This is a genomic window from Luteipulveratus halotolerans, assembly GCF_001247745.1.
Lineage (GTDB): Bacteria > Actinomycetota > Actinomycetes > Actinomycetales > Dermatophilaceae > Luteipulveratus > Luteipulveratus halotolerans.
The window spans coordinates 3440809-3463892 of the sequence record NZ_LAIR01000002.1 but is presented as its reverse complement, the minus strand read 5'-3'; the positions used below and the strand labels follow the sequence as shown (position 1 = coordinate 3463892).

Below are 23084 nucleotides of genomic sequence, written 5' to 3'. Positions count from 1 at the left end.
CGGCAGCGTAGGGGGCGCGAGGCTACGCACGAGTAGGTAGCGTGGATCACATGCCTCGCAACCCGCTCTCCCGCAAGCAGCCGCAGTCGTACGCCGGCAAGCGCGCCCTGGTCACCGGCGGCGCCTCCGGCCTCGGGCAGGCCCTGGTCAAGCAGCTCGTCGCCGACGGTGCGACGGTGCTCGTCGTCGACGTGCACGAGCAGGCGCCCGAGGGTGCGCTGCCCGAGGGTGTGCTCTACCGACAGCTCGACGTGCGCGACGAGGAAGGCTGGGACGAGCTGCGCAACTGGGTCGAGGCGAGCTGGGGCGGGCTCGACCTGCTCGTCAACAACGCCGGCATCGCGGTCGGCGGGCGCATCGACGTCACCTCGCTCGACGACTGGGACCGCATCATCGAGATCAACCTGATGGGCGTGGTCAAGGGCATCCGGGCGTTCGTGCCGATGCTCAAGGAGCAGGGATCCGGTCACATCGTCTCGACCGCGTCGCTGGCCGGGCTGGTTCACGCCCCGTCGATGTCGGCGTACAACGTGGTCAAGGCCGGTGTGGTGGCCCTGTCCGAGACGTTGCGCTACGAGCTGTCGCCGTGGCACATCGACGTGTCGGTGATCTGCCCGTCGTTCTTCCGCACCAACCTCGCCGAGTCGCTCGCCGGCAAGGACGTCGAGATGGAGGAGACCGCGGTCAAGCTCATCACCAAGGCGCCGCGGTCGGCCGACCAGGTCGCGGCCAGGGCGTACGACGGGATGCGGCGCCGCAAGTTCATCATCCTCACCGACAACGACGGGATCGCCGCCTACAACGGCAAGCGATTCAGCCACGCGGTGTACGACCGGATGATGAAGCAGGCAGGCGCCGACGTCCGCAGCAGCAAGCCCAACCAGCTCGAGAAGATCGCCGAGCTGCAGAAGAACGTGGCCGCCCGCAGGAAGCGCTGAGCTCACGCCGGTCGAGTCGCCCTCCGCTGGTCGAGTAGGCGAGCCGCCCCTCCGCTGGCGCTCCGGCCCTCCTCGACCAGCGGGGCGGCCGGCGTTGCAGGGTCGAGGAGGTTCTCGGCGGACAGTGTGCACTGGTTCGTGTGGTGAACCACTCGCATGGCTGGCTCACCACACGAACCAGTGCACAGCGCGCGCCGAACCCGTCCTTCCGCTGGTCGAGCCGCCCCTCCGGGCGAACGTCAACACCGTTGCGGTCCAAGCGCAACGGTGTTGACGTTCCTGGGGAGGGTCAGCCGCAGTGGCCGAACGCGCTCGCCCACTTCGTCGAGCCGACCGAGCCGCCCCACTTCACGCACTGGCCGGGAGCGGCCTTGCGGACGGGCCCGGCGTAGTACGCGAACGAGCCGGCGTCCGTCGTACGCCGCTGGCCCTTGACCTCCAGGAACGCCGACACCGGTGACTTCTTGCCGAGCGCCCCGCTCTTGAGCGTGGTCACGCAGTTGCGGCCGTTGGAGGCGTTGTAGAGCAGGTACGCGCGGCCCGCCTTGCCGATCGCGTGCGAGTCGATGACCTTATAACCCGTGCCGCAGATCTTGCCCGGCTCGTACGGGTTGCTCGGCGCCGGCGTACCGCCACCGCTGCCACCCCACAGCGCGTCGAGGATCACCCTGGCGGCACCCTGCTCCTTCGCGTACCGGTCGGGGTACGCCGACCGCTGGACGCCCTGTGCGACCTGACCCATCGGCTTGGACTTCCACGAGCTGCCGTAGATCTCGACCATCACCGACAGGAACTTCTTGGTCGCGTGGTCGGGATTCATGGTCTGCGCGACGGTGCCCCAGCCCTGGCTCGGTCGCTGCTGGAACAGGCCGTGGCTGTCGCTGTCGCCGCCCGTGTAGTTGCGCAGGCCGGTCTCGGTCTGCGCCGTCATCAGTGCGATCTGCGCGGCGCGGCTGCCCAGGCCCTTGCTCTTGGTCGCCTTCACGATGAGCCGGGCGCACGCCACCTGGTCGCCGTTGACGCCGTTGAGGTTGGGGCTGTTCACGCGCGAGCTGATCCTGCGGGCCACCGATCGGTCGTGCGCGGTCGCACCGCACGGTTTGGTGGCGAGGGCGGCCATCGTGCGCATGCTCGAGCCGGCGACCGGTGCGCCGGCCGGGCCGGGGATGCGGCGCTCGCTGTACGACGGGCTGTCGTCACCGCCGACACCGTTCGCCAGCGATGCGGTCGCCGGTCCGGCGACACAGACGGCACCGGCGATGAGCGCGGCGGCTTTCGTACGGGTGGAGATCGTCATGGAGGGTCCTCCTCGTGCGGGGTGGGTGAGTCGTTCACCACCCCGACGCGAGGTCGGCCCACAGCGGTTCGTCCGAACGTGTCGTCAGATCTGTCAGGCCCGGGATTGCGCGGGATCTGACAACGTCGGCCGTACGACGAGCGGGCCGGCTCAGTCGACCGGCGTACGAGTGACGGGTTCGGAGCCGCCGCAGGTGCGGCCCTGTGCGGCCGGGTCGGCGATCGAGCGGCCGTTGATGACGTTGAGGCCGTCGTACGCCGGTCGGCCCTCGACGACCGAGCGGAACGAGTATCGCGTCAGGTTGATCAGCGAGCACGACCGCCCGTAGACCGCGATGTCGAAGAAGTACGACGCCGTGACGCGCTCGGCGTCCTCCTGGGTCGAGTCCGAGATGCGCTTGCCGAAGATGCCGCCCGCGGTGAACGTGCCGACCGTGACGCGGTTGCCGTCGATCTCGGGCGTGTGCAGGTGGCCGTTGACGAGCATGCCCTTGGTCTTGATGCCCTTGACCGCGGCCGGCTCATGACTGACGACGACGTCGGGGAGGCTGCGGCCGTCGTACGCCTCGAGGAACTCCTTCTGCCGGGGCTCCTGCTTCTTGTCGTTGTCCTTGTCCTCGTCGCCGTAGTAGCGCGGGTCGTTGAAGCCGCCGACGGTGACACCCTTGACCGAGATCTGTTGGTACTGACCAGGACTCGGCTCCAGCAGCACGACGTTGGGGATGCGCGCGAGGCGGTCGAGCAGGGCCTTGTCGGTGGCGCTGGTCGCGTCGTGGTTGCCCTTGACGAAGACGTACGGCACGCCCAGCTCGGAGATCGACGTGAAGATCCCGGCCGCCTCGGCCTCCTGCACCGTGCCGAAGTTGACCAGGTCGCCGGAGTCGACGACCGCGTCGATGTGCTCGTCGGCGATCAGGCTCTTGAGGATGGGGTACTGGTTGGCGCCGTGGATGTCGCTGACCATCAGCAGCCGCACGGCCGGCACCTGCGCCAGCTCGGGCGGCACCAGCGAGTCCTGCAACGACTGCGACAGCGCGAGCACGTTGGTGACGTAGCGCGACACCTGCTGAGCCCGCGTCTGGACGTCGGTGAGCAGGCCGGCGTTCGAACGCACCGTGCCGAGCAGGCTCGTGGCGCGGATGGCCGAGACCCGGTCGCCGCGATAGGTCTGCCAGCCGGCGAGCGCGGGCAGCGCGAGGCCGAGCACGGTCGCCGCGGCCACGAGCCGCAGCTGAACGCCGCTGGGATGCCGGTGGTGACGTCGGCCCAGAGCGAGCAGCGTGAGCATCGCCGCCTCGGCCAGCACCAGCCCCAACCCGAACCGCAGGACCACACCCGTGAGCGCCGACCGGGCCGCGTCACGGATCTCGGCGTCGCTCGGCCGAAAGCTGTCGACCGACACGTCCTCGCGCGCGAACAGATCGGTGACGTCGCGCTTGACCTGGGTGTCGAGCTGGATGCCCGGCGCCGGCAGCGGACCGTCGAACTCCACGTCGATGTCACCGAACACCGTCGGAGCGGTGAGCGTCGACGACGGCCAGGCGTGCAGGCGTACGTCGGCGCGGTAGTACGTCGTGTCGACCTCGGTCGGCCACGCGGCGGTCATCGCGATCCCGGCGAGGTAGCCGACCACGGTGAGCGCCACGGTCGCGAGCGCGATCAGCGGCAGCCGCCATCGTGAGCGGTGCGGCGCCGGGTCGTGCGTCTGTGCCGGGTCGTCGGACTCGCTCACATCGCCTCCTGACGAGGTGCAGGCCTGCGCCGATCGTCTCAGAGCCCGTGGCGTACGGGGCGGGTTCTCGTCCGAGGCGTGGGCGGGCGACGGTCGGACGCGCCGTTGACCGCCCGCTCACGCAGGAACGGCCTAACCTGGTGACCGACCACGGGCCACCGCCGTGCAGGCCGGCCCGACACCGCTTCGACCGAGCTAGGCCGCGTGCCATGACATCGTCCGAACCCCTGCACATCGCCGTCGTCAACGAGTACGGCGTGGTCGTGCGTGGCATGCGCGCGATGCTGCACCGGTACGAACGCCGCGTCGCCGTCGTCGAGCTCGACGTCGACTCCGACACCCCGCGCCCCATCGACATCGCGGTCTACGACACGTTCGCGCAGGACCAGGGAGACACCGGCGAGGTCGGTCGCCTCGCCCGCAGCGCGCGTGTCGGCAAGGTCGTCGTGCACACGTGGAACTTCCACCCCGACCTCGTGCAGGCCTCCCTCGAGCGCGGCGTCCACGGATATCTCGCCAAGACGATGCCGGCCGCAGCGCTGGTCGACGCGCTCGAACGCATCCACGGTGGCGAGACCGTCGTGTCGCCACCGCCCGGCAACAGCCAGGTGTGCGGCGAGTGGCCCGGTCGCGAGGAAGGGCTGACGCCGCGTGAGGCCGAGGTGCTCGCGCTCATCACTCAGGGGCTGCCCAACACGGTGATCGCCGCACAGACGCAGCTGTCCATCAACTCGGTCAAGTCCTACATCCGCACCGGCTACCGCAAGATCGGTGTCACCAGCCGCAGCCAGGCGGTGCTGTGGGGCGTACGCCACGGGTTCGAGCCCGACCGGCGCCGTCACCGTCCGGCGGGCGGCGCCACCGCGTACGCCGCCCGCTGACCCGAGCTCGCTGGTCGAGCCGAATCCGCTGGTTGAGCCGGTCCGAGGCGCAAGCCGAGGGCCGTGTCGAAACCAAGGCCACGGCGGGGGAGACTCTCCCCGCGATGCACGAGGTTTCGACACGGGCTCGCCCTGTGGGGCTCGCCCGGCTCAACCAGCGGTGGGCTGGCTGGCAGTGCAGGAGGGTTCGGCGGGCAGTGTGCAGTGGTTCGTGTGGTGAGCCAGCGATCGTCGTGGTTCACCACACGAACCAGTGCACAGCGAGCGCCGAAGATACCCGCCGAGGAACCGCCAGTCGAGGAGGCGAGCGGAACCGCCGGTCGAGGAGGCGAGCGGAACCGCTGGTCGAGTGGGCGAGCGCCCCAGCGCGAGCCGTATCGAGGCCTCCGTAGCCGCGGCGACCAGGTCTCGAGAAGGACTCCGCCAGCGCTCTGCCCTACTCGACCAGCGAAGGCCCGTGGTCAGCTCTCGTCGGTCGGGGGCTCCGCCTCGTCGCGGTCGGCCCACTCCAGCAGCGTGTCCAGCCGGTACGCCGTCGCGTCGATGTCCGCGTGCAGGTCGCCGAGCTCGGCGTACCTCGCCGGCACCGTCGCGATCGTCAGCTCGCGCGGCTCGACGTCGTCCACCTCGTCCCAGCGGATCGGCGTCGACACGGTCGCCTCGGGGTTGCCGCGTACGGAGTAGGCGCTCGCGATCGTGTGGTCGCGGGTGTTCTGGTTGTAGTCGACGAACACCGCCGTCGGGTCGCGGTCCTTGCGCCACCAGGTCGTGGTGACCTCCTTCGGCGTACGACGCTCGACCTCGCGCGCGAACGCGAACGCGGCGCGTCGCACGTCGGCGAAGCCCCACTCGGGCTCGATGCGCACGTAGATGTGCAGCCCCGAACCACCAGAGGTCTTCGGAAAGCCTTCAATGCCAAGCTCTTTCAGCACCTCGTGCGCTGTATGAGCAGTACGCCGAACCCGGTCGAACGGGCAGTCCGGCATCGGGTCGAGGTCGATGCGCCACTCGTCCGGGCGCTCGGTGTCGGGGCGGCGCGAGTTCCACGGGTGGAACTCGACGGTCGACATCTGCACGGCCCAGATGACGCTGGCGAGCTCGGTGACGCACAGCTCGTCGGCGGTGCGGTTCCATCGGGGGAAGTGCAGCTCGACGGTTTCGACCCAGTCGGGGGCGCCACGGGGGAGCCGCTTCTGGTGCACCTTCTCGCCGGTCACGCCGGTGGGGAAGCGGTGCAGCATGCACGGCCGCTCGCGCAGTGCGTTGACGATGCCGTCGCCGACCGAGAGGTAGTACTGGGCCAGGTCGAGCTTGGTCTCGCCGCGGGCAGGGAAGTACACGCGGTCGGGGTTGGAGAGGCGAACGGTGCGCTCGCCCACGGTCAGCTCGGTGGCGGGTGAGCCGCCCTTGCTCGCCATGGCCCGATCGTAGGCGCCGCGCCTCACCCTGTCGCGGCCTCGACGCCCTCCCACTGCTCGGCCTGATCACGCAGAGCGGTCGTGAGCGTCCGGATCGCGGGCCGCCGGCTCGACGCCCTCCGGCAGATCGCGAACACCCGTCGTACGGGGCGGTCACCGCGCAGCGGCACCGCTCGGACGCCGTCCGGCAGGTCGGGTCGGCCCATGCGTGGCAGCAGCGACAGACCGAGGCCGGCGCCGACGACCGCGATCTGCGACGGGTACTCGTCCAGGCGGTGCACCACATCAGCCGTGCGCCCGCGCGCGGTCATCTGGTCGCGCAGCCACTTGCTGCAGATGCTGTCGGGGTTGGTGTCGATGATCCAGGGCGCGTCGAGCAGGTCGTCCAGGGTCAGCGACGTCCGCTGTGCGAGCGGGTGGGCAGCGGGCAGCAGCACGTCGACGGGGTCCTCCAGCAGCGGCGACTGGGTCAGGTGCGCCGGCAGGTCGACCGGCGAGTCGGCCCAGTCGTGGGTCACCGCGAGATCGGCGTGCCCGCCCTCGATGCGTTCGGTGCTGCGGATCCAGCCCTCCTCGATCCGGACGGTGAGGTCGGGTGTCGTACGCCGGAGCTCGGCGAGCGCGGGAGCGGCCAGTCCGCGAATTGCGGTGGGAAAGCACAGGACTCGCAGGGTGCCGCTCACTCCGGACTGCAAGGCCTCGAGGTCGGCGCTGGCCTGCTCGGTGGTGCTGAGGATCGCCTCGGTGGCGTCGGCGAGCACGAGCCCGGCGTCGGTCAGGATGACGCCGCGCCCGGCCTTCTCCAGCAGCGACGCGTGGGCCTCGCGCTCGAGCTTGGCGATCTGCTGACTGACCGCGGACGAGGTGAACCCCAGCGCCTCAGCCGCGGCGGCGACCGAGCCGTGCTGGCGGACGGCGTGCAGGGCGCGCAGACGCTGCAGATCGAACATGAAGCAATGCTAACTGGTACACCTCACAAATGCGCGCTGGTGCTAACGGGTCGAAGGGCCGAACCTGGAGTCAGACGCCTTCGCCGAAGGCCCTTCACCAGGAGGAAGCACCATGGCTGCACTGCTCGTCCTCGCTCTGGTCGTCGCGGTGATCGTGGCGATGGAACGCACTGATCGCCGCGTCCGCGCCGAGCACCGGCTGCCCGAGATCGACGACCGCGACATCGACCGGACGCGCGCCGACCTCGCTGCGCACTCGCCGGCCCAGGCCGCGGGCGCGACGCACGTCGGGGCGCCGGCCCGGCACTCGCACCTCCGACTGGCGGCGTTCCGGTGATGGCCGCGCTCGCCGCACTCGTGCCGATCGTCGTCGTGGCGGCGCTCGCCGTCGGCGTCCTGGCTGCGATCGGCCGGATCGCCACCCCGGCGCCGGAGCGCACGCCCGTACGCCGGTGGGGCGCCCGCGACGTCGCCGCCAACGTCGCGATCGGTCGCCGGGAGTGGGCCATCGCCCTCGACGCCGCCTACCGCCGTCGCCCACCTCGCTGGCCGAGTAGGAGCACGTACTCCGCTGGTTGAGCCGGTCCGAGGTGCTCGCCGAGGAGCGTGTCGAAACCAGGTGACAGCGAGGGAGGGGTCTCGCTGGCGGTCACCTCGGTTTCGACACGGTCTCGCCCTTGGGGCTCGACCGGCTCAACCAGCGGGAGGGCCGGCGAGGTGCGGCTCGTCAGAGGAAGCGGTGCATCACGTGCAGGCCGACCCGGCCCTGCGTCGGGTGCTCGAACGCCTCGGGCACGGTGCCGATGATCGTGAACCCGAGCGACTCATACAGGCCGACCGCTCTGACGTTGCTCGCCGCGACCGCGTTGAACTGGATCGCTGCGAAACCGCCGGCCTTCGCCCACGCGAGGCTGTGCTCGACGAGCGCTCGTCCGACCCCGCGCCCGCGAGCCGTGCTGCCGACCATGTAGCTCGCCGTCGCGACGTGCGCGCCGGGGCCGGGCTTGTTCGGCCCCATCTTGGCGGTGCCGAGCACGTCGTCGCCGTCGACCGCGACGACTGTGAGCCCGGGCGGCCGCTCGATCCACAGGTCCTGCAACGCCTCGGGTGGCATCGCAGGGTCGTACGTGAACGTCTCTGCGGCACGGACGACCTCGGTCACGATCGGTGCGACGCGCAGCCAGTCGGCGTCGGCGTACGGGCGGATCTCCATGCGCCGTACTAGACCAGAGCGTCCTCGGCGTCCTCCACCGAGTTCTCGGACGGTGCCCCTGTACGCCGGCGCGAGGCGACGCGGTCGACGACGAGTCCGACGCCGAGCGCGATCGCGATACCGACGACTGCGGCGAGCAACGGGTTGTCACCGAGCAGCTGGCCGGCGACAGCGCCGACGAGCACCGACCACGCGGCCCAGGCGGTGCAGCCGATCGTGGCGTACGTGAGGAACCGGCGCACGCGCATGCCCGTGGCACCGGCGGTCATCATGACTGCGATGCGGCCGACGGGGATGTAGCGGGCTGTGAAGATCAGGACACCGCCACGTCGGTCGAGCTCGCCGCCGGCCCACGTGATCGCCTTCGCGACCCGCGCTTTGCGTTGCCACGCAAAGCGATTCGTGCCGACCCGCCGACCGATGACGTACGCAGCCGTGTCACCCAGGAGGGCGCCGAGCGCTCCGACGACGCCGAGCAGCCAGAGGTTGACGCCGCCCTGATCGCCGAGCGCGGCGAGCGCCACGATGGCCGACTCGCTCGGGAGGGGCGGCACGAACGCGTCGAGCGCACCGAGGGCGCCGACGACGGCGTACACCCACGGCTGCCCCGCGAGGTCGAGGATGGAGTCGTTGATGGCTTCGAGCACGGGTCGGTCCCCTGGACGGATTGGTCGGCGTGCCTACGACGCTACGAACGAACGAGGGGTGCCGCATCGTCCCGAGGTCTGAATCAGGGCTACGACCGGGGGAGGACCAGGGGTGACCCGGAGCCGGCGCACTCCGGTCGTGCCGGTCAGGTCGTCCCGTCAGCCGGTGGCGGGCCGATAGGTCAGCCAGACCGTGCCGCCGGACGTCGATGTCGCGTCGACCAGCTCGAGGCGTTGCCAGCCGGTCAGCCCCTCGAACAGGCGCGGCCCCTCCGCGTCGAGCACGGGGCCGACCGCGAGCTGGAGCTCGTCCACCAGCCCGGCCGCGATGAGGGAGCGGGCCAGCGTGATGCTGCCGTGCACGCCGATGTCACCGACGGCGCCTTGCTTGAGTCGCGCCACGAAGTCGGTCGGCGGGCCGTCGACGACCTCGGTGCCGGGCCACTCGCGTTCGAGCGGCGTCGACGTGACGACGTACTTGCGCACCCCGTTGATGAAGTCGGCGAACGGCTGCTCGTCGGACGTCGGCCAGTAGCGCGACCACTCGTCGTACGTGCGACGGCCGAGGACGACGGCGTCCTGGGTGTCGATCAGGGCGCGTTCGAGCCGGTCCATGTCCGGGTCGAACGACGGTGGGCCCGGGACGTTCGCATCGACGGGCTGGAAGTAGCGACGCGGGTCCTCGACCGCACCGTCGAGCGAGGTCAGGGTGTAGACCACGAGCTTGCGCATGCCATGCCTCCGATGTCGTGGACGTCGACGCTAGCCCACATCGGTGCAACCTGGGGGTTGCACGTCGTCTCGGCAAGTGCAACTCTGGAGTTGCACATACGACGAGAGGACGCGAATGATGAGCACACCCGACACGATCGAGCGCCAGATCCGCATCGAGGCGCCGCGCGAGCGCGTGTGGGCGCTGGTCTCCGAGCCCGGCTGGTGGATCAACGAGGGCACGATCCGACCGCACCACATCGAGCAGCGCGAGGGCTTCGTCGTGGTCACGGACGAGAAGTGGGGCGACTTCCGCATCGAGGTCGTCGAGTCCGAGCCGCAGTCCCGGGTCGCGTTCCGCTGGCTGGTGAGCGACCAGGAGGGCGGCGACCACGCTGATGTCTCTGCGCCCGAGATGATCCCGACGCTCGTCGAGTTCACGCTGACCGCTGAAGGCGACAGCACACTCGTGCGCGTGGTCGAGAGCGGGTTCGCTGCGGCGCCGGTCACGGCCGAGGCCCGGCAGAGGGCGTACCACGACAACGCCGAGGGCTGGGAGACCGAGCTCGCGGCGGCCAAGAGCCACGTCGAGACCGGTGCCTGAGGCTCGCCGCGGGCGCTCCGACGGCTACGCGCCCAACACCGTGACGGCCGTGCTCGACGCGCTCGCCGACCCGCGGCGACGGGAGATCATCGACGTCATGGCCCGTAGCGGTCAGGCCACCGCCACCACGCTCGCCGCGGAGGTCGACGTGTCGCGCCAGGCGATCGCCAAGCATCTCGGCGTGCTCGCGGACGCCGGACTCGTCGCGTCGGCCAGGCAGGGGCGTGAGGTGCTCTACGTCCTGCGTCCCGCTCCGCTGGAGGCGACCGCGCGCTGGATGAAGGACGCTGCCGCGGTCTGGGACCGCCGACTCGACGCCCTCAAGCGTGCCGCCGAGGAGTCGTAGCGAGCGCATCTGCCCGATTGCGGGCAGATTCTTGCATCTCGCGAGTCATGGGGCGCAGAGTTCTCCGCGTGGCCGATCGTGAGCTCGTCGAACGGGTGGCCGCCTCGACCGGCCTGACCGCGTCCGAGGCGGCCCGCGTGATCGACGACGTGCTCGCGTTCCACGGCGAGACGACCGAGGAGTTCGTCCGTCGCCGGCACGCCGAGATGCAGACCTACGGCGCACGCAACGCGGAGATCTTCGCGGCGCTCTCCGACGAGCCGCGTCACCGGCGGGTGGCCGCACCGCAGCTGAGCGAGCGCCAGCTGCGCCGGATCGTCTACGGCTGACCCTGCCTGGGCGAGTGCGCATGTCGTGCCGGTTGAGCGACGTCCCAACCCGCACGACATGCGCACTCGGCGGGGTGGGGTGGCCGCACGCAACGAAGGAGAACGAGCATGTGCGGGATCGTGGGTTACATCGGCGGGCAGCACGCCGCGCCCCTGCTGGTCGAAGGGCTGTCGCAGCTGGAGTACAGGGGGTACGACTCCGCCGGCATCGCGGTGCTGACGTCGGGCAAGCCGCGCGTCGTACGCGCCGTCGGACGGGTGCGTGACCTGGAGGCCGCGCTGCCCAAGCGGCTCACGGGCACAGTCGGCATCGGCCACACCCGTTGGGCGACGCACGGCCCCGCGACCGAGGCCAATGCCCACCCGCACGCCAGCGAGGACGGCCGAATCATGGTCGTGCACAACGGAATCCTCGACAACGCCGCCACCCTTCGGGAGCGACTGACCGCCGATGGTGTCGCCCTCACGTCCGAGACCGACACCGAGGTGCTGCCTCACCTGATTGCCCGCTCCGACGCAAAGACGTTGGAGGACAAGGTGATCGACGCGCTACGCAGCGTGACCGGCACGTACGCCATCGCCGTCGTCAGCGCCGACGACCCCGACCGCGTGGTCGTCGCCCGCAACGGGTCGCCGCTCGTGCTCGGCCTCGGCGACCACGAGATGTTCGTCGCCAGCGACGTCGCCGCGCTCGTACGCCACACCAGCCAGGTCGTCCACCTCGACGACGGCGAGCTCGCGACGGTGACCGCGACCGGCTTTCACACGTTCACCGCCGACGCAGCGGCGGTCGCGAAAACGCCTGAGACGCTTGAGCTCTCGGCCGAAGAGCTCGAGATCGGCGGCCACCAGCACTTCATGCACAAGGAGATGCACGAGCAGCCCGAGACCGTACGCCGGATGCTCACCGGCCGGATCGACGACCGGTTCGCGACCGCCCGCCTCGACGGCCTCCAGCTGGAGCCGCGCGGGCTGCGCGCGTTCAAGCGGGTCAAGATCCTGGGGTGCGGTTCGGCGTACTACGTCGGACAGATGGGCGCCTCGATGATCGAGGACCTCGCCCGCATCCCGGCCGACGCAGAGGCCGCGAGCGAGTTTCGTTACCGCAACCCGATCATCGAGCCGGACACGCTCTACGTCGCCGTCAGCCAGTCGGGCGAGACCGCGGACACGCTCTTCGCCGTGCGCGAGATCCAGCGCAAGGGCGGCCGCGTCGTCGGCCTCGTCAACGTCGTCGGCTCGTCCATCGCCCGTGAGTGCGACGGCGGCGTCTACCTGCACGCCGGCCCCGAGGTCGCCGTCGCGTCGACGAAGGCACTCACGCACATGGCGGTCGGGTTCGCGATGCTCGCCGTCGCGCTCGGCCGGGTGCGAGACCTGTCGTACGCCGACGGGCAGCGAATCATGAACGGTCTCAAGGCGATTCCCGATCAGATCGCCGCCGTCCTCGACCAGGAGGACGCCATCGCCGACGTGGCGAAGAAGGTCGCCCAGGCGGACAGCCTGTTCTTCATCGGGCGCGTGCGCGGGTTCCCGGTCGCACGCGAGGGCGCCCAGAAGTTCAAGGAGATCTCGTACAGGCACGCCGAGGCGTACCAGACCAGCGAGCTCAAGCACGGGCCGCTCGCGCTCATCAGCGAAGACCTGCCGACCGTGGCGATCGTGCCGCGCGACGACCTGCTGCAGCGCAACATCGGTGCCGCGCACGAGGTGGCCGCGCGCAAGGGACAACTGCTGGTCGTCACTCACGAGGACGTCGACCTGGGTGACCTCGCGGCCGAGCGCATCGTCGTACCCAAGAACGAGGACGAGCTCGACCCGATCCTGCTGACGATCCCGTTGCAGCTGTTGGCCTATCACGCGGCGCTCGCCCTCGGTCACGACATCGACCGTCCGCGCAACCTCGCCAAGTCGGTCACGGTGGAGTAGCCGACCTCGCCGGTCGAGTCGGACGGGGTGGGCCCGCTGGTTGAGCCCGATTCGCTGGTTGAGCCGGTCGAGCCCCACAGGGCGAGACCGTGTCGAAACCAAGGTGACAGCGAGGGAGGATCTCTCCGCGGCTCACGTGGTTTCGACACGGGCCTTCGCTAGCGCTCCGGCCCGGCTCAACCAGCGATGGGCCGGCTCAACCAGCGAACTGGCTCGCCTACTCGACCGGCGGTGGGCCCGGGCATGCGAAAGGCAGGAGGTCGAGACCTCCTGCCACTACTAACGTATAGCGCACAGGGGGTCTTGCGGCAAGGCCCCCTGTATCCCTCACACTCGTGCGCCGAGCCCGAAACTCGGGCCTGTGGGGGAGTGACACATGGGTGCAGCCGATGCACGGATCGCCGACGACAACACCGATGTACGACGACCGGCCGCGAGTGCGTTCGACCTGCCGGACCGTCTGGCGGCGAAGGCCGCGACGGAGCTGATCGAGCAGGACGAGCGCCAGTTCGGGGCGATCGCCGAGAGCCTGGCCGACTCGATCGCCGACCTGGAGCAGCGTCTCGAGGAAACCCGCCGACGTGCTGCGGGCGGTGGGCAGCAGGCGCTCGACCGCGACCAGGAGGTGCACCGGCTCACCGCGCGTCTGAAGACACTGCGCCGGTTCGGGCTCGACCTGTGCCTCGGCCGGATGGTCGCGGCCAACGGCGAGACCACCTACGTCGGCCGGCTCGGGCTCACCGACGCCGACGCCGACGGCACGAGGCTGCTGGTCGACTGGCGCTCGCCGGCGGCAGAGCCGTTCTTCGGCGCCACGCACGGCGACCCGATGGGGCTGCTGAGCCGCCGCCGCTACCGCTGGAACCGCGGGCGCATCAACGACTACTGGGACGAGGTGTTCACCGCCGAGGGCATGGCGAGCAGCGCGGCGCTGGACGACCAGTCGGCGTTCATCGCCAGCCTCGGCACGCACCGGTCGGCGCGGATGCGCGACGTGCTCGGCACCATCCAGGCCGACCAGGACGCGATCATCCGCGCCGGCTCGCAGGGCGCCCTCGTCGTCGACGGCGGGCCCGGCACCGGCAAGACGGTCGTCGCACTGCACCGGTCGGCGTACCTCCTGTACGCCGACCCGCGCCTGAGCGGCCACCGCGGCGGTGTGCTGTTCGTCGGCCCGCACGAGCCCTACCTCGCCTACGTCGCGGACGTGCTGCCCAGCCTCGGCGAGGACGGCGTACGCACCTGCACGGTGCGCGATCTCGTGCCCGAGGGCGCGGCGGCGGTCGAGGAGAGCAACCCCGAGGTTGCGCGACTCAAGGCCTCGGCCGAGCTCGTCGGGGCCGTCGAGAAAGCCGTGGCGTTCTACGAGGAGCCGCCCACGACCTCGACGCGGGTCGACACGCCCTGGGGTGACGCGGTGCTGACGGCGCGCGAGTGGGCGGTCGCGTTCAGGTCGGCCCACGGCGTACCTCACAACGAAGCACGCGACGAGGTGTGGGACGACGTCGTCTCGATGCTCGTCGACACGTTCGACCTCGACCAGGACATCGAGGACGAGTACGGCGACAGCGGCGGCGGAGAGGTCACCGAGGAGCAGCTGCGCGAGTGGTTCGACGGCCATCGTGGGCTGCGCGCGACGTTCCACGAGGCCTGGCCGGTCATCGAGGCGGCCGACCTCGTGGGTGATCTGTGGACGGTCCCGGCCTATCTCAAGATGTGCGCTCCGTCGTTGAGCAGCAACGAGATTCGCGCTTTGCAGCGGGACGACCCGTCGGCCTGGACGGTCGCGGACCTGCCGTTCCTCGACGCGGCCCGACACCGACTCGGCGACCCCGAGGCGAGCAGGCGTCGACGTCAGCGCGACGCCGCGATCGCCGCCCAGCGCAAGGAGCGTGAAGCGGTCGTGGAGCACCTCATCGAGGACGACGACTCCGAGATGCACCTGATGTCGATGCTGCGAGCCGCCGATCTACAAGGCGCCCTCGACGACGAATCCGCCGTGCCAGCAAGGCAACCCGATGCTCTGGCAGGTCCGTTCGCGCACGTCGTGGTCGACGAGGCGCAGGAGCTCACCGACGCCGAGTGGCAGATGCTCCTGCAGCGCAGCCCGTCGCACAGCATCACCGTCGTGGGCGACCGTGCGCAGGCGCGTCACGGGTTCACCGAGTCGTGGCAGGAGCGTCTCGCCCGGGTCGGCCTCGACCGCGTGACGATGACGTCGCTGAGCATCAACTACCGCACGCCCCAGGAGGTCATGACCGAGGCCGAGCCGGTCATCCGCGCCGCCCTGCCCGACGCCAACGTGCCCACGTCCGTACGCAGCAGCGGCCTCCCCGTCCGACGTGCGTCGGCGTCCGAGCTGCGTGCCGTTCTCGACGCGTGGTTCACCGAGCACGCCGAGGGCGAGGGCGTGGCTTGCGTGATCGCCGAGTCCGGTGCCACCGCGGAGGTGAGCGACGCGGCGTACGCCGACCGCGTCCGGGTCCTCACGCCTGAGCTCGCCAAGGGGTTGGAGTTCGACCTGGTGGTACTCGTCGCGCCCGACAGGTGGGGTGAGGGCATCGAGGGCGCGGTCGACCGCTACGTCGCGATGACCCGCGCCACGCAGGAGCTGGTGATCCTGAGCTGAGCGTCTGCCTCGCGGCTGCGGTGGTCTCGATACGGCTCGCCCTGGGGGCTCGCCTACTCGACCAGCGAAGGGGGCTCGCCTGCTCGACCGGCGAAGTGGGGCTCTGGTCGAGCCCGCCCCGCTGGTTGAGCCGCTAGGCGAGACCGTGTCGAAACCGAGGTGCCAGCCGGGGCGACCCTCCCTCGCGGCTACGGAGGTCTCGACACGGGCCTCCGCTTGCGCTCCGGCCCGGCTCAACCAGCGGTTTCGGCTCGACCGGCGAAGGTGGGGTACCTCAGGGGCGAGCGACCGGCGTACCTGAGGCGTCTAAGGCACTGAGTGCACCTCAAGATGCGCCATCTGCCTCAGGTGCCGGGCTACCTCAGAGGCCGACTGTGGGTGATGTCAGCAGCACGACCATCACCAGCAGGAGCAGAGATCATGAACGGATCGCAGGTCCAGGTCATCCAGGCCGAGGTCGCCTACCGCCAGAGCAAGATCGCCCACGACTACGCCGTCGCCCGCGGCTGGGAGCTCGGCCTGCGCCGTGCCGGTCGCCGCCTCGCGAGCGTGTGGAACCACGACTCGTCGTCGCGACCGGGCGTGCGCCGTGTCGCCGCTCACTGAGTCACGAGCGGAAATCACTGACGCACCTGTCGGGGGAGCGCGTCAGAATGAGGGGGTGCCGCCCCTGCCTGAGCCCGATCGCCCACTCGTCGGACGCACCGACGAGCTGGCCGACCTGACCGCCCGGGCAGTGGAGTCCGGCACCCCCTCACTCACGCTGCTGGGAGGTGACGCCGGCGTCGGCAAGACGCGGCTGCTCACCGAGCTCACCAACCGGGCCCGGCAGGCGGGCGCGCGCGTGCTGCTCGGCCACTGCCTCGACCTCGGCGACAGCAGCGCGCCCTACCTGCCGTTGTCGGAGATGTTCGCTCGGCTCGCGCAGGACGACCACGCGCTCGCCCAGCGCATCGTCGCCGACCGGCCGCTGCTCGGGTCGCTGCTGCCGGAGTTCTACCGCCGCGACGTGCCCGCAGGCCTGCAGCACGACACCGCCTCCTTCTTCGACTCGGTGCACATGGTCCTCGAAGAGCTCGCCGAGACCCAGCCGGTCGTCGCGGTCATCGAGGACGCCCACTGGGCCGACCGTTCCACGCGTGAGCTGCTGACGTTCTTGTTCACGCGCCGGTTCAGCGGGCCGGTGTCGCTGGTCGTCTCCTACCGCAGCGACGACCTCAACCGCCGACACCCGTTGCGGGCCAAGCTCGCCGAGTGGTCGCGCCTGGCCGGCGTCCACCGGGTGCTGCTCGACCCGTTGACCGACGCCGAGGTCCATGACCTGCTGCATCTGCTGCGCCCGGACGCCACCAGCGCCGACGCCGCCACGATCGTCGAGCGCGCCGGCGGCAACCCGTTCTTCGCCGAAGAGCTGCTGGCCGCGAGCGAGCTCGGCCGGTCCGGGCTGCCCGACGAGCTGGCCGACCTGCTGCTGGTGCGCATCGACGCCCTCGACGACGACGCCCGCACCGTCGTACGCGCCGCCTCCGTCGCGGGTCGCGCCGTCGACCACGGGCTGCTCGCCCGGGTCGTCGACCTGCCCGGTCGAGAGCTCGACCGCGCGCTGCGCAGCGTCGTCGACAGCCACGTCTTCGAGGTCACGGCCACCGGCGGATACGCGTTCCGGCACGCCTTGCTGGGTGAGGCCGTCTACGACGACCTGCTGCCGGGCGAGCGGGTCCAGCTGCACTGGGACTTCGCCGACGCCCTGCGCGAGCAGACCGGGGCGAGCGCGTCGGCTGCTCTGGCGCGCCACGCGCGGGCCGCGGGCAACGTCGAGCTGGCGCTCCGGGCGTCGATCCGCGCCGGCGACGAGGCGATGTGCGCGGCCGGTCCTGCCGACGCGGCCCGCCACTACGAAGACGCGTTGTCCCTGCTGTCCGAGCACAAGGACGTCGACCCGCCGCAGACTCGAGTCTCGTTGGCACTCAAGGCGGCTGGGGCGTTGAGCGCGGCCGGCAACCCCTACCGTGCGGCCGACCTGCTCAACGGCGAGTACTCCATGTACACCGGCGACGACACCACCGAACGCGCCTCGCTCATCGCCGCCATGATGCGCGCGCGGCTCCTCTCCGACGAGTCGGACGTCGGTGTCGACCTGCTGCGTGAGGCCATCTCCTGGCTCGGCGACGGGCAGCCCACACCCGTGCTCGCCGACCTCTACGCCGTGCTCGCGCGAGCCCTGATCGCCGACAACGAGTTCGAGGCGTCGCTGCTGGCCGCCACCGAGGCGGCGTCGCTGGCCAGAGACCTCGACCTGCCCGTCCTCGTCACCGACGCCATGACCTCCATCGCGCGGCTCGACGACTTCGCCGGTGACCCTGCCGGGGCCGAGCGTGCCCTGCGCGACGTGGTCGACCGGGCTCGCGCGGCCGGCCACGTCTCGGCCGAGCTGCGAGCGCTGCACCAGCTCGCCCGCGTGCAGGCCCGCATGGACCGCTTCCGCGACGCGTACGAGACGCACCGCGAGGGGTACGAGCGGTCGCGCGACACCGGCCACCTCACCGACCCGTTCGGCATCGAGACGCGGGTCTTCGGTGCGCTGTACGCGCTGATGATCGGTGAGTGGGACGCCGCCGACGAGCTGCTCGCACCGCAGAAGGGTGTGACCCTGCCGCCGCTGATGGAGTCGGTCGTGACGTCGGTCCGCATGCAGCGCGATCTCGTCCGCGGCAAGGACGACGCACTCGACGCCCTTCCTCAGATGCGCGCCTTGTGGTCACGCGACATGTTCCTCACCGTGCACAGCTCGTCCGTCGCCGTCGACGCCCAGGGTGGCCGCGGCGACCTCGACGCGATGCTCAAGACGTACGACGACGTGGTCGAGACCTTCACCCGCGTCTGGTCGATGCCGTCGTTCGATGCGCGAATCCGGTTGTCAGCGCTGGCGATCGGGCACATCGCGAGCGCTGTCGTGCAGGGGCGCGCCAAGGCCTCCGCCTACGCCGAGCGGGTCGCCTCATTGGCCGCGGCGGTCGAGGACGTCGTCGCCAAACGGCGTACCGAGGACGCGCTCGGCCTCGAGTCACGCGCCTGGGTCAACCGGGCACGCGCCGAGCAGGGGCGGTTCGACTGGGGCGGGCGTGGCCGCGTACCGGACCAGCTCGTCTCCGACTGGGAGTGTGCGACCGAGGTGTTCGACGAGGCCGAGCTGCCGTTCGAGGCCGCCCGGTCGCGGTTGCGGCTGGCCGAGCTGCTGGCGTCGGCCGGCCGCCGACCCGAGGCACGCGACCTGCTCGACCAGGTGCGTACGACCGCCGAGTCCCTCGGTGCGAGAGGGCTGCTCGCTGCGGCGGCGCGCGGGCGGCGTACGTCCGAGGCCGAGTCGTCGTCCGAGGTCACGCTCACGCCACGCGAGCGTGAGGTGCTGACCCTGGTCGCCGAGGGTCGCACCAACGGCGAGATCGCGGCGGCGCTGTTCATCAGTGCCAAGACCGCGTCGGTGCACGTCTCCAACATCCTGGCCAAGGTCGGCGCTGCCACCCGTACCGAGGCCGCTGCCATCGCCCGCCGCGACGCCCTGATCTGAGCGCTGAGGCACCGGCACCCGACGAGACCCCCCCACTTCTTGACGACCCCAGCCGCTCGACTGACGAGCACCCGTGCGGTTGTCGGGGTTCTCGTCAGTCGTCGGGGGTGCGTGAGCGACCCGTGGGGTGGGGCAGCGCGGCCCGTCGTCTCAGGAACTGCTGCTCCGGGATGCTCGTCGTGAGCTCGGCTGCGCGTTCGTACGCCGATCGCGCGCCTTCGGTGTCGCCTGCCATCTCGAGCAGGTGGGCTCGCACGGCGACGTACCGGTGGTGGTCGGCGAGCCGGTCGGCCAGGGGAGCGAGCTCGTCGAGGCCGGCCGCTGCGCCATCCACCATGGCCACCGCGACAGCCCGGTTGAGCTCGACCATCGGGCCGGGCTGCACGACCCGCAGCACGTCGTACAGCGCGAGCACCTGCGGCCAGTCGGTGTCGGAGGCGCGCGCGGCCTCGTCGTGCACGGCGGCGATCGCTGCCTGAACCTGGTAAGGCCCCAACGGAAAGCGGGCCAACGCGTCCTCGATGAGAGAGACACCTTCGGTGATCGCCGAGCCGTCCCACAGCGTGCGGTCCTGCTCGGCCAACGGCACCAGCGCGCCGTCAGCGGTCTCACGGCCGGGACGGCGGGCGTCGGTGAGCAGCATCAGCGCGAGCAGACCGGCCGCCTCCCCGTCGAGCGGTCGCGAGCGGTGCAGCAGCCGGCCCAGCCGGATCGCCTCGCGGGTGAGATCGCGACGCTGCAGGTCCTCACCCGACGAGGCGGTGTAGCCCTCGTTGAAGATCAGGTAGATCACCCGCTTCACCGCGTCCAGCCGGTCGTCGAGCTCGGTCGCCGATGGCATCTCGAACGACGTGCCCGCTGCGCGAATCGCCTTCTTGGCCCTGCTGATTCGCTGCGCCATCGTCGACTCGGGCGTGAGGAACGCGCGACCGATCTCGCGGGTCGTGAGACCGCCGACCGCGCGCAGCGTCAGCGCCACCTGCGACGCCTGCGACAGCTCGGGGTGGCAGCACAGCAGCAGCAGGGTGAGCGTGTCGTCCTGGTCGGGTACCTCGGGCGCCGGCCCGGCGGTGACCGCGGCCGACTCCTCGCGAGCCCGTCGGGCGCCCTCGCTGCGCAGCAGGTCGGTCGTACGCCGAGCGGCCACCGAGATCAGCCAGGCGCGCGGGTCACGTGGCAGACCGTCGCGCGGCCACTGCGTCGAGGCCGCGAGCAGCGCCTCCTGCACGGCCTCCTCGGCGAGCTCGAAGTGGCCGAACCGTCGTACGACGGCCGCGACGACCTGTGGCGTGAGCTCACGCCACAGGTCGTCGTACGACGGCTCGCTCACATCTCTGCGCCGGACGCGGTCATGATCGGGCGCAGCTCGATCGGCCCGAACCGGCTGGACGGGAACCGCCCGGCGATCTGCTCGGCCCGTTCCCAGGAGGCGCACTCCAGCACGAGGTATCCGGCGAGCTGTTCCTTGGTCTCGGCGTACGGGCCGTCGACCACGAGCATCTCGTCGTCGACCACGCGGACGGTGCGCGTACGGGCGGGGTCGGCGAGGGGCAGCCCGCTGACGTACTCGCCCGACTCCTCCAGCTCGGAGAGCAGCGTGTCGAGCTCGCGCTGCCAGCGCGCGATGTCGGCCGGGTCGGAGCCGTGCTGCGCGAACGTCGGATGCTCCCACCGGCGCGGGTTGTCGTGGATCAGCATGAGGAAGCGCATCGCCTCAGATCCTGTCACTGCGGCTGCAGGACGGACAGCACGTTGCCGGCCGGATCGGTGAACCACGCGATGGGCGGACCGCCGTTGTCGCGCGAGATGCCGTGCTCGTCCTGGCCGAACCCGTCGTACCGCAGCATCTGGACGCCCTGCTCGACCAGGCTCGCCACGGCGTCGTCGATGTCGTCGACCGGGATGTTGAGGATCGTGTGCTGGGCGGGGACGTGCGTCTCCTTCGGGTACGCCATCACGAAGTCGCTCTCACCGAGCCAGATCGTGAGCAGCCCCATCGGGCCGTCGGTGACGTCGAGGCCGAGCATGTCGCGGTAGAACGTCGCGGCCCGGGCGGTGTCGTCGACCGCGAACCCGCAGAACGGTCGCGTCGGGGTCGCATCACGCCGCGCCTCGGCGAGCATCTCGGCGTCGGTCTCGGGCTTCATCTGGATGACCTGGACGTAGGTGCCGTCCGGGTCGGTGAACGTCGCGAACCAGCCCGGCTCGCGCTCCTCCAGGGGCGTGATCCACGTCGTACCGGCCTGCTCGATCCGCTGCACCGCCGCCTGGATGTCGCGGACTCCGAGGTTGAGGATGACGCGGCCGGGCTCGGTGGCCTGGTCGGCGACGTCGTCGCGAGGGTCGGGCAGGACACCTGCTGCGCCGAGCTCGACGAACCCGAAGCGGTTGGACTCGGTCGCGAATGCCGTGGCGTACCAGTCACGCAGCCGCTCGGGATCGCGCGAGCCGAGCAGCAGGCTGTTCAGCTGCGGGGTCTGGTCGTGGGTGCGCTGACGGATGGTCATGAGAGCTCCTTGGTCGTGGGTGGCACGGGTACGTCGGAGCCGCCTCGCGTTTCTCGACACGGGTCGCCGGATCGGTCAGGGTGGAGCGATGAAGTACGTGCTGCTCATCCGCAGCTCGGCGCAGCAGTGGGCCGAGCTCAGCGACGACGACCGGGCCGCGATCGGGGCGGGCACGATGTCGGTCGGTGAGGCGCTGCGGCGCGACGGCCGGTACGTCGACGGCGCCGGTCTGGGTGACGTGTCGCGGACGCGCGTGGTCCGGCGCGACGCCGGCGACGAGGTGGTCGTCACCGACGGACCGCTCGCCGAGGCCAAGGAGCACCTCGCCGGGTTCATGGTCGTCGAGTGCGCGACCGAGCAGGAGGCGTACGACATCGCGGCCCGGCTGCCCGACGCGGCGTACGCCGGTGTCGACGTCCGCCCGTGCGCGCCCGAGGTCTGGCCGAGCCACACCTAGCCTTGCCCGCATGGACCTCACCCTCGACGACGCCCGCTCCGTCCTCGCTGCCCAGCCGTTCAGTGCGTTGCTCGGCACCCGCATCACCGCCTTCGGCGACGGCACGGCGACCCTCGAGCTGGAGATGAAGGACGAGCACCGGCAGCAGTTCGGCTACGCGCACGGCGGCGTGATCGCCTACCTGGTCGACAACGCGCTCACGTTCGCGGGCGGTTCGCGGCTGGGGCCGCAGGTGCTGACCGCCGGCTACACGATCGACCTCGTCGCGCCCGCGCGCGGGCCGCTCCTGCGCGCTGACGCGACGGTCGTGTCGGCGTCCGGTCGTCGCGCGGTCTGCCGGGCCGAGGTGCGCGACGTCTCGTCCGACGTCCTGTGCGCGGTTGCTCAGGGGACGATCGCGCTCGCCGGCTCGAAGGCCGACGGCTGACCCGTTGCGCTGCGCTGCTGCAGCGCAACGGCTCTCCTCAGACCGCGCTCGAGCGCAGCAGCCGCGACGTCGCGTGGTCGATGCTGAACCTGCCCGCACCGACGGCGGCGAGCGCGACCGCTGCTGCGCCGATCATCGCCACGAGCTCCCAGCCACCCTCGGAGACGAACAGGCCGCCGTCCTTGTGGACGAACCACCAGGCGCCGAGCATGTCGAGAGCGACGAGTGCGCTCACGAGCGAGGTGAGCAGCCCGGCGATCAGCAGTGCGCCACCGCCGACCTCGAGTGCGGCGACGGCGGGTGCGGTGAGCGCGGGCAGGGGCACACCCGACTTCTCGAACATCGCCTCGACGCCGTCCAGGCCGAGGTCGTTGAACTTCTGGAGGCCGTGAGCGATGAGCACGACTCCGAGCAGGGCACGCCCGATCAGCAGACCGGTGTCTCGTACGGCGGCCGGGGTGCGGACGGACGTCAGGAATGAGCGCACAGGGGTCTCCTCGTA

24 protein-coding genes are annotated in these 23084 nt (G+C 70.8%); 13 read left to right on the top strand and 11 right to left on the bottom strand.

Features of this window, described 5'->3' with window-relative positions; all coding sequences use genetic code 11:
• Window positions 1-50: 50 nt before the first annotated feature.
• On the top strand, window positions 51-938 hold the full coding sequence (locus tag VV01_RS17455) for an SDR family NAD(P)-dependent oxidoreductase (protein WP_050672001.1): 888 nt from the start codon (window positions 51-53) through the stop codon (window positions 936-938).
• Window positions 939-1227: 289 nt separating this feature from the next.
• Here VV01_RS17455 and VV01_RS17450 read toward each other — a convergent pair whose 3' ends face one another.
• Window positions 1228-2235 (bottom strand): hypothetical protein, encoded by a 1008-nt coding sequence (locus tag VV01_RS17450; RefSeq protein WP_050671010.1) that lies wholly within the window; start codon window positions 2233-2235, stop codon window positions 1228-1230.
• 150 nt (window positions 2236-2385) lie between these two features.
• A complete protein-coding gene (locus VV01_RS17445; protein ID WP_050671009.1) occupies window positions 2386-3966 on the bottom strand; it encodes a metallophosphoesterase family protein in 1581 nt (526 codons plus the stop codon).
• 209 nt (window positions 3967-4175) lie between these two features.
• Here VV01_RS17445 and VV01_RS17440 point away from each other — a divergent pair, with 209 nt between their 5' ends.
• Window positions 4176-4847 carry a response regulator transcription factor gene (locus tag VV01_RS17440; protein ID WP_050671008.1) on the top strand — a complete coding sequence of 224 codons (672 nt, stop codon included), beginning with the start codon at window positions 4176-4178 and terminating at the stop codon, window positions 4845-4847.
• 461 nt (window positions 4848-5308) lie between these two features.
• Here the strand turns inward: VV01_RS17440 and ligD are convergent, their stop codons facing one another.
• Window positions 5309-6265 (bottom strand): non-homologous end-joining DNA ligase, encoded by a 957-nt coding sequence (gene ligD / locus VV01_RS17435; RefSeq protein WP_050671007.1) that lies wholly within the window; start codon window positions 6263-6265, stop codon window positions 5309-5311.
• 23 nt (window positions 6266-6288) lie between these two features.
• The gene (locus tag VV01_RS17430; protein WP_050671006.1) at window positions 6289-7215 is read right to left on the bottom strand and encodes a LysR family transcriptional regulator; all 927 of its coding nucleotides are present in this window, start codon (window positions 7213-7215) and stop codon (window positions 6289-6291) included.
• A gap of 112 nt (window positions 7216-7327) precedes the next feature.
• Here VV01_RS17430 and VV01_RS17425 point away from each other — a divergent pair, with 112 nt between their 5' ends.
• Together VV01_RS17425 and VV01_RS17420 are read left to right on the top strand one after the other, a co-directional pair.
• Window positions 7328-7552 (top strand): hypothetical protein, encoded by a 225-nt coding sequence (locus VV01_RS17425; protein ID WP_050671005.1) that lies wholly within the window; start codon window positions 7328-7330, stop codon window positions 7550-7552.
• A complete protein-coding gene (locus tag VV01_RS17420) occupies window positions 7552-7794 on the top strand; it encodes a hypothetical protein (protein WP_050671004.1) in 243 nt (80 codons plus the stop codon). The genes VV01_RS17425 and VV01_RS17420 overlap by 1 nt, the downstream gene beginning before the upstream one ends.
• Before the next feature lie 148 nt (window positions 7795-7942).
• On the opposite strand, the gene VV01_RS17415 is transcribed toward VV01_RS17420, so the two are convergent.
• The 3 genes from VV01_RS17415 to VV01_RS17405 all read right to left on the bottom strand — a co-directional run bounded on the left by VV01_RS17415 (window position 7943) and on the right by VV01_RS17405 (window position 9807).
• On the bottom strand, window positions 7943-8428 hold the full coding sequence (locus VV01_RS17415) for a GNAT family N-acetyltransferase (protein ID WP_050671003.1): 486 nt from the start codon (window positions 8426-8428) through the stop codon (window positions 7943-7945).
• A gap of 8 nt (window positions 8429-8436) precedes the next feature.
• Window positions 8437-9075 (bottom strand): DedA family protein, encoded by a 639-nt coding sequence (locus VV01_RS17410; protein WP_050671002.1) that lies wholly within the window; start codon window positions 9073-9075, stop codon window positions 8437-8439.
• A 159-nt stretch (window positions 9076-9234) separates the two neighbouring features.
• A complete protein-coding gene (locus VV01_RS17405) occupies window positions 9235-9807 on the bottom strand; it encodes a dihydrofolate reductase family protein (RefSeq protein WP_050671001.1) in 573 nt (190 codons plus the stop codon).
• Between the two features lie 118 nt (window positions 9808-9925).
• Between VV01_RS17405 and VV01_RS17400 the strand changes: the two genes are divergently transcribed.
• From VV01_RS17400 to VV01_RS24690, 7 genes are all read left to right on the top strand, one after another.
• Window positions 9926-10390: an SRPBCC domain-containing protein gene (locus VV01_RS17400; protein WP_197275088.1), complete on the top strand. Its 465-nt coding sequence runs from the start codon at window positions 9926-9928 to the stop codon at window positions 10388-10390.
• Window positions 10383-10736, top strand: coding sequence for an ArsR/SmtB family transcription factor (locus tag VV01_RS17395; RefSeq protein WP_231635265.1), 354 nt, complete (start codon window positions 10383-10385; stop codon window positions 10734-10736). The genes VV01_RS17400 and VV01_RS17395 overlap by 8 nt, the downstream gene beginning before the upstream one ends.
• 68 nt (window positions 10737-10804) lie before the next feature.
• Window positions 10805-11065 (top strand): hypothetical protein, encoded by a 261-nt coding sequence (locus VV01_RS17390; protein ID WP_231635264.1) that lies wholly within the window; start codon window positions 10805-10807, stop codon window positions 11063-11065.
• A 108-nt stretch (window positions 11066-11173) separates the two neighbouring features.
• Complete coding sequence (glmS, locus tag VV01_RS17385) at window positions 11174-12994, top strand: glutamine--fructose-6-phosphate transaminase (isomerizing) (RefSeq protein WP_050670998.1); 1821 nt, start codon at window positions 11174-11176, stop codon at window positions 12992-12994.
• Between the two features lie 376 nt (window positions 12995-13370).
• Window positions 13371-15623 (top strand): RNA polymerase recycling motor ATPase HelR, encoded by a 2253-nt coding sequence (gene helR, locus VV01_RS17380; RefSeq protein ID WP_050670997.1) that lies wholly within the window; start codon window positions 13371-13373, stop codon window positions 15621-15623.
• A gap of 420 nt (window positions 15624-16043) precedes the next feature.
• Window positions 16044-16229: a hypothetical protein gene (locus VV01_RS23440; protein WP_050670996.1), complete on the top strand. Its 186-nt coding sequence runs from the start codon at window positions 16044-16046 to the stop codon at window positions 16227-16229.
• Window positions 16230-16284: 55 nt separating this feature from the next.
• Complete coding sequence (locus tag VV01_RS24690; RefSeq protein ID WP_050670995.1) at window positions 16285-19191, top strand: helix-turn-helix transcriptional regulator; 2907 nt, start codon at window positions 16285-16287, stop codon at window positions 19189-19191.
• 94 nt (window positions 19192-19285) lie between these two features.
• Here VV01_RS24690 and VV01_RS17365 read toward each other — a convergent pair whose 3' ends face one another.
• The 3 genes from VV01_RS17365 to VV01_RS24805 are packed head-to-tail and all read right to left on the bottom strand — an operon-like array spanning window position 19286 to window position 21698.
• Window positions 19286-20521, bottom strand: a complete 1236-nt coding sequence (locus VV01_RS17365) for an RNA polymerase sigma factor (protein ID WP_050670994.1) — start codon at window positions 20519-20521, stop codon at window positions 19286-19288.
• Window positions 20518-20901, bottom strand: a complete 384-nt coding sequence (locus tag VV01_RS17360) for a YciI family protein (RefSeq protein WP_050670993.1) — start codon at window positions 20899-20901, stop codon at window positions 20518-20520. Before VV01_RS17360 ends, VV01_RS17365 begins: the two co-directional genes overlap by 4 nt.
• 14 nt (window positions 20902-20915) lie before the next feature.
• Complete coding sequence (locus tag VV01_RS24805) at window positions 20916-21698, bottom strand: VOC family protein (RefSeq protein ID WP_050670992.1); 783 nt, start codon at window positions 21696-21698, stop codon at window positions 20916-20918.
• Window positions 21699-21786: 88 nt separating this feature from the next.
• Here VV01_RS24805 and VV01_RS17350 point away from each other — a divergent pair, with 88 nt between their 5' ends.
• Both VV01_RS17350 and VV01_RS17345 read left to right on the top strand, forming a co-directional pair.
• A complete protein-coding gene (locus tag VV01_RS17350) occupies window positions 21787-22155 on the top strand; it encodes a YciI family protein (protein ID WP_071606591.1) in 369 nt (122 codons plus the stop codon).
• Window positions 22156-22165: 10 nt separating this feature from the next.
• Complete coding sequence (locus VV01_RS17345) at window positions 22166-22582, top strand: PaaI family thioesterase (protein ID WP_050670990.1); 417 nt, start codon at window positions 22166-22168, stop codon at window positions 22580-22582.
• Between the two features lie 37 nt (window positions 22583-22619).
• Here VV01_RS17345 and VV01_RS17340 read toward each other — a convergent pair whose 3' ends face one another.
• Entirely contained in the window at window positions 22620-23069 is a 450-nt protein-coding gene (locus VV01_RS17340) for a DoxX family protein (protein WP_050670989.1), read from the bottom strand.
• Between the last annotated feature and the right edge of the window lie 15 nt (window positions 23070-23084).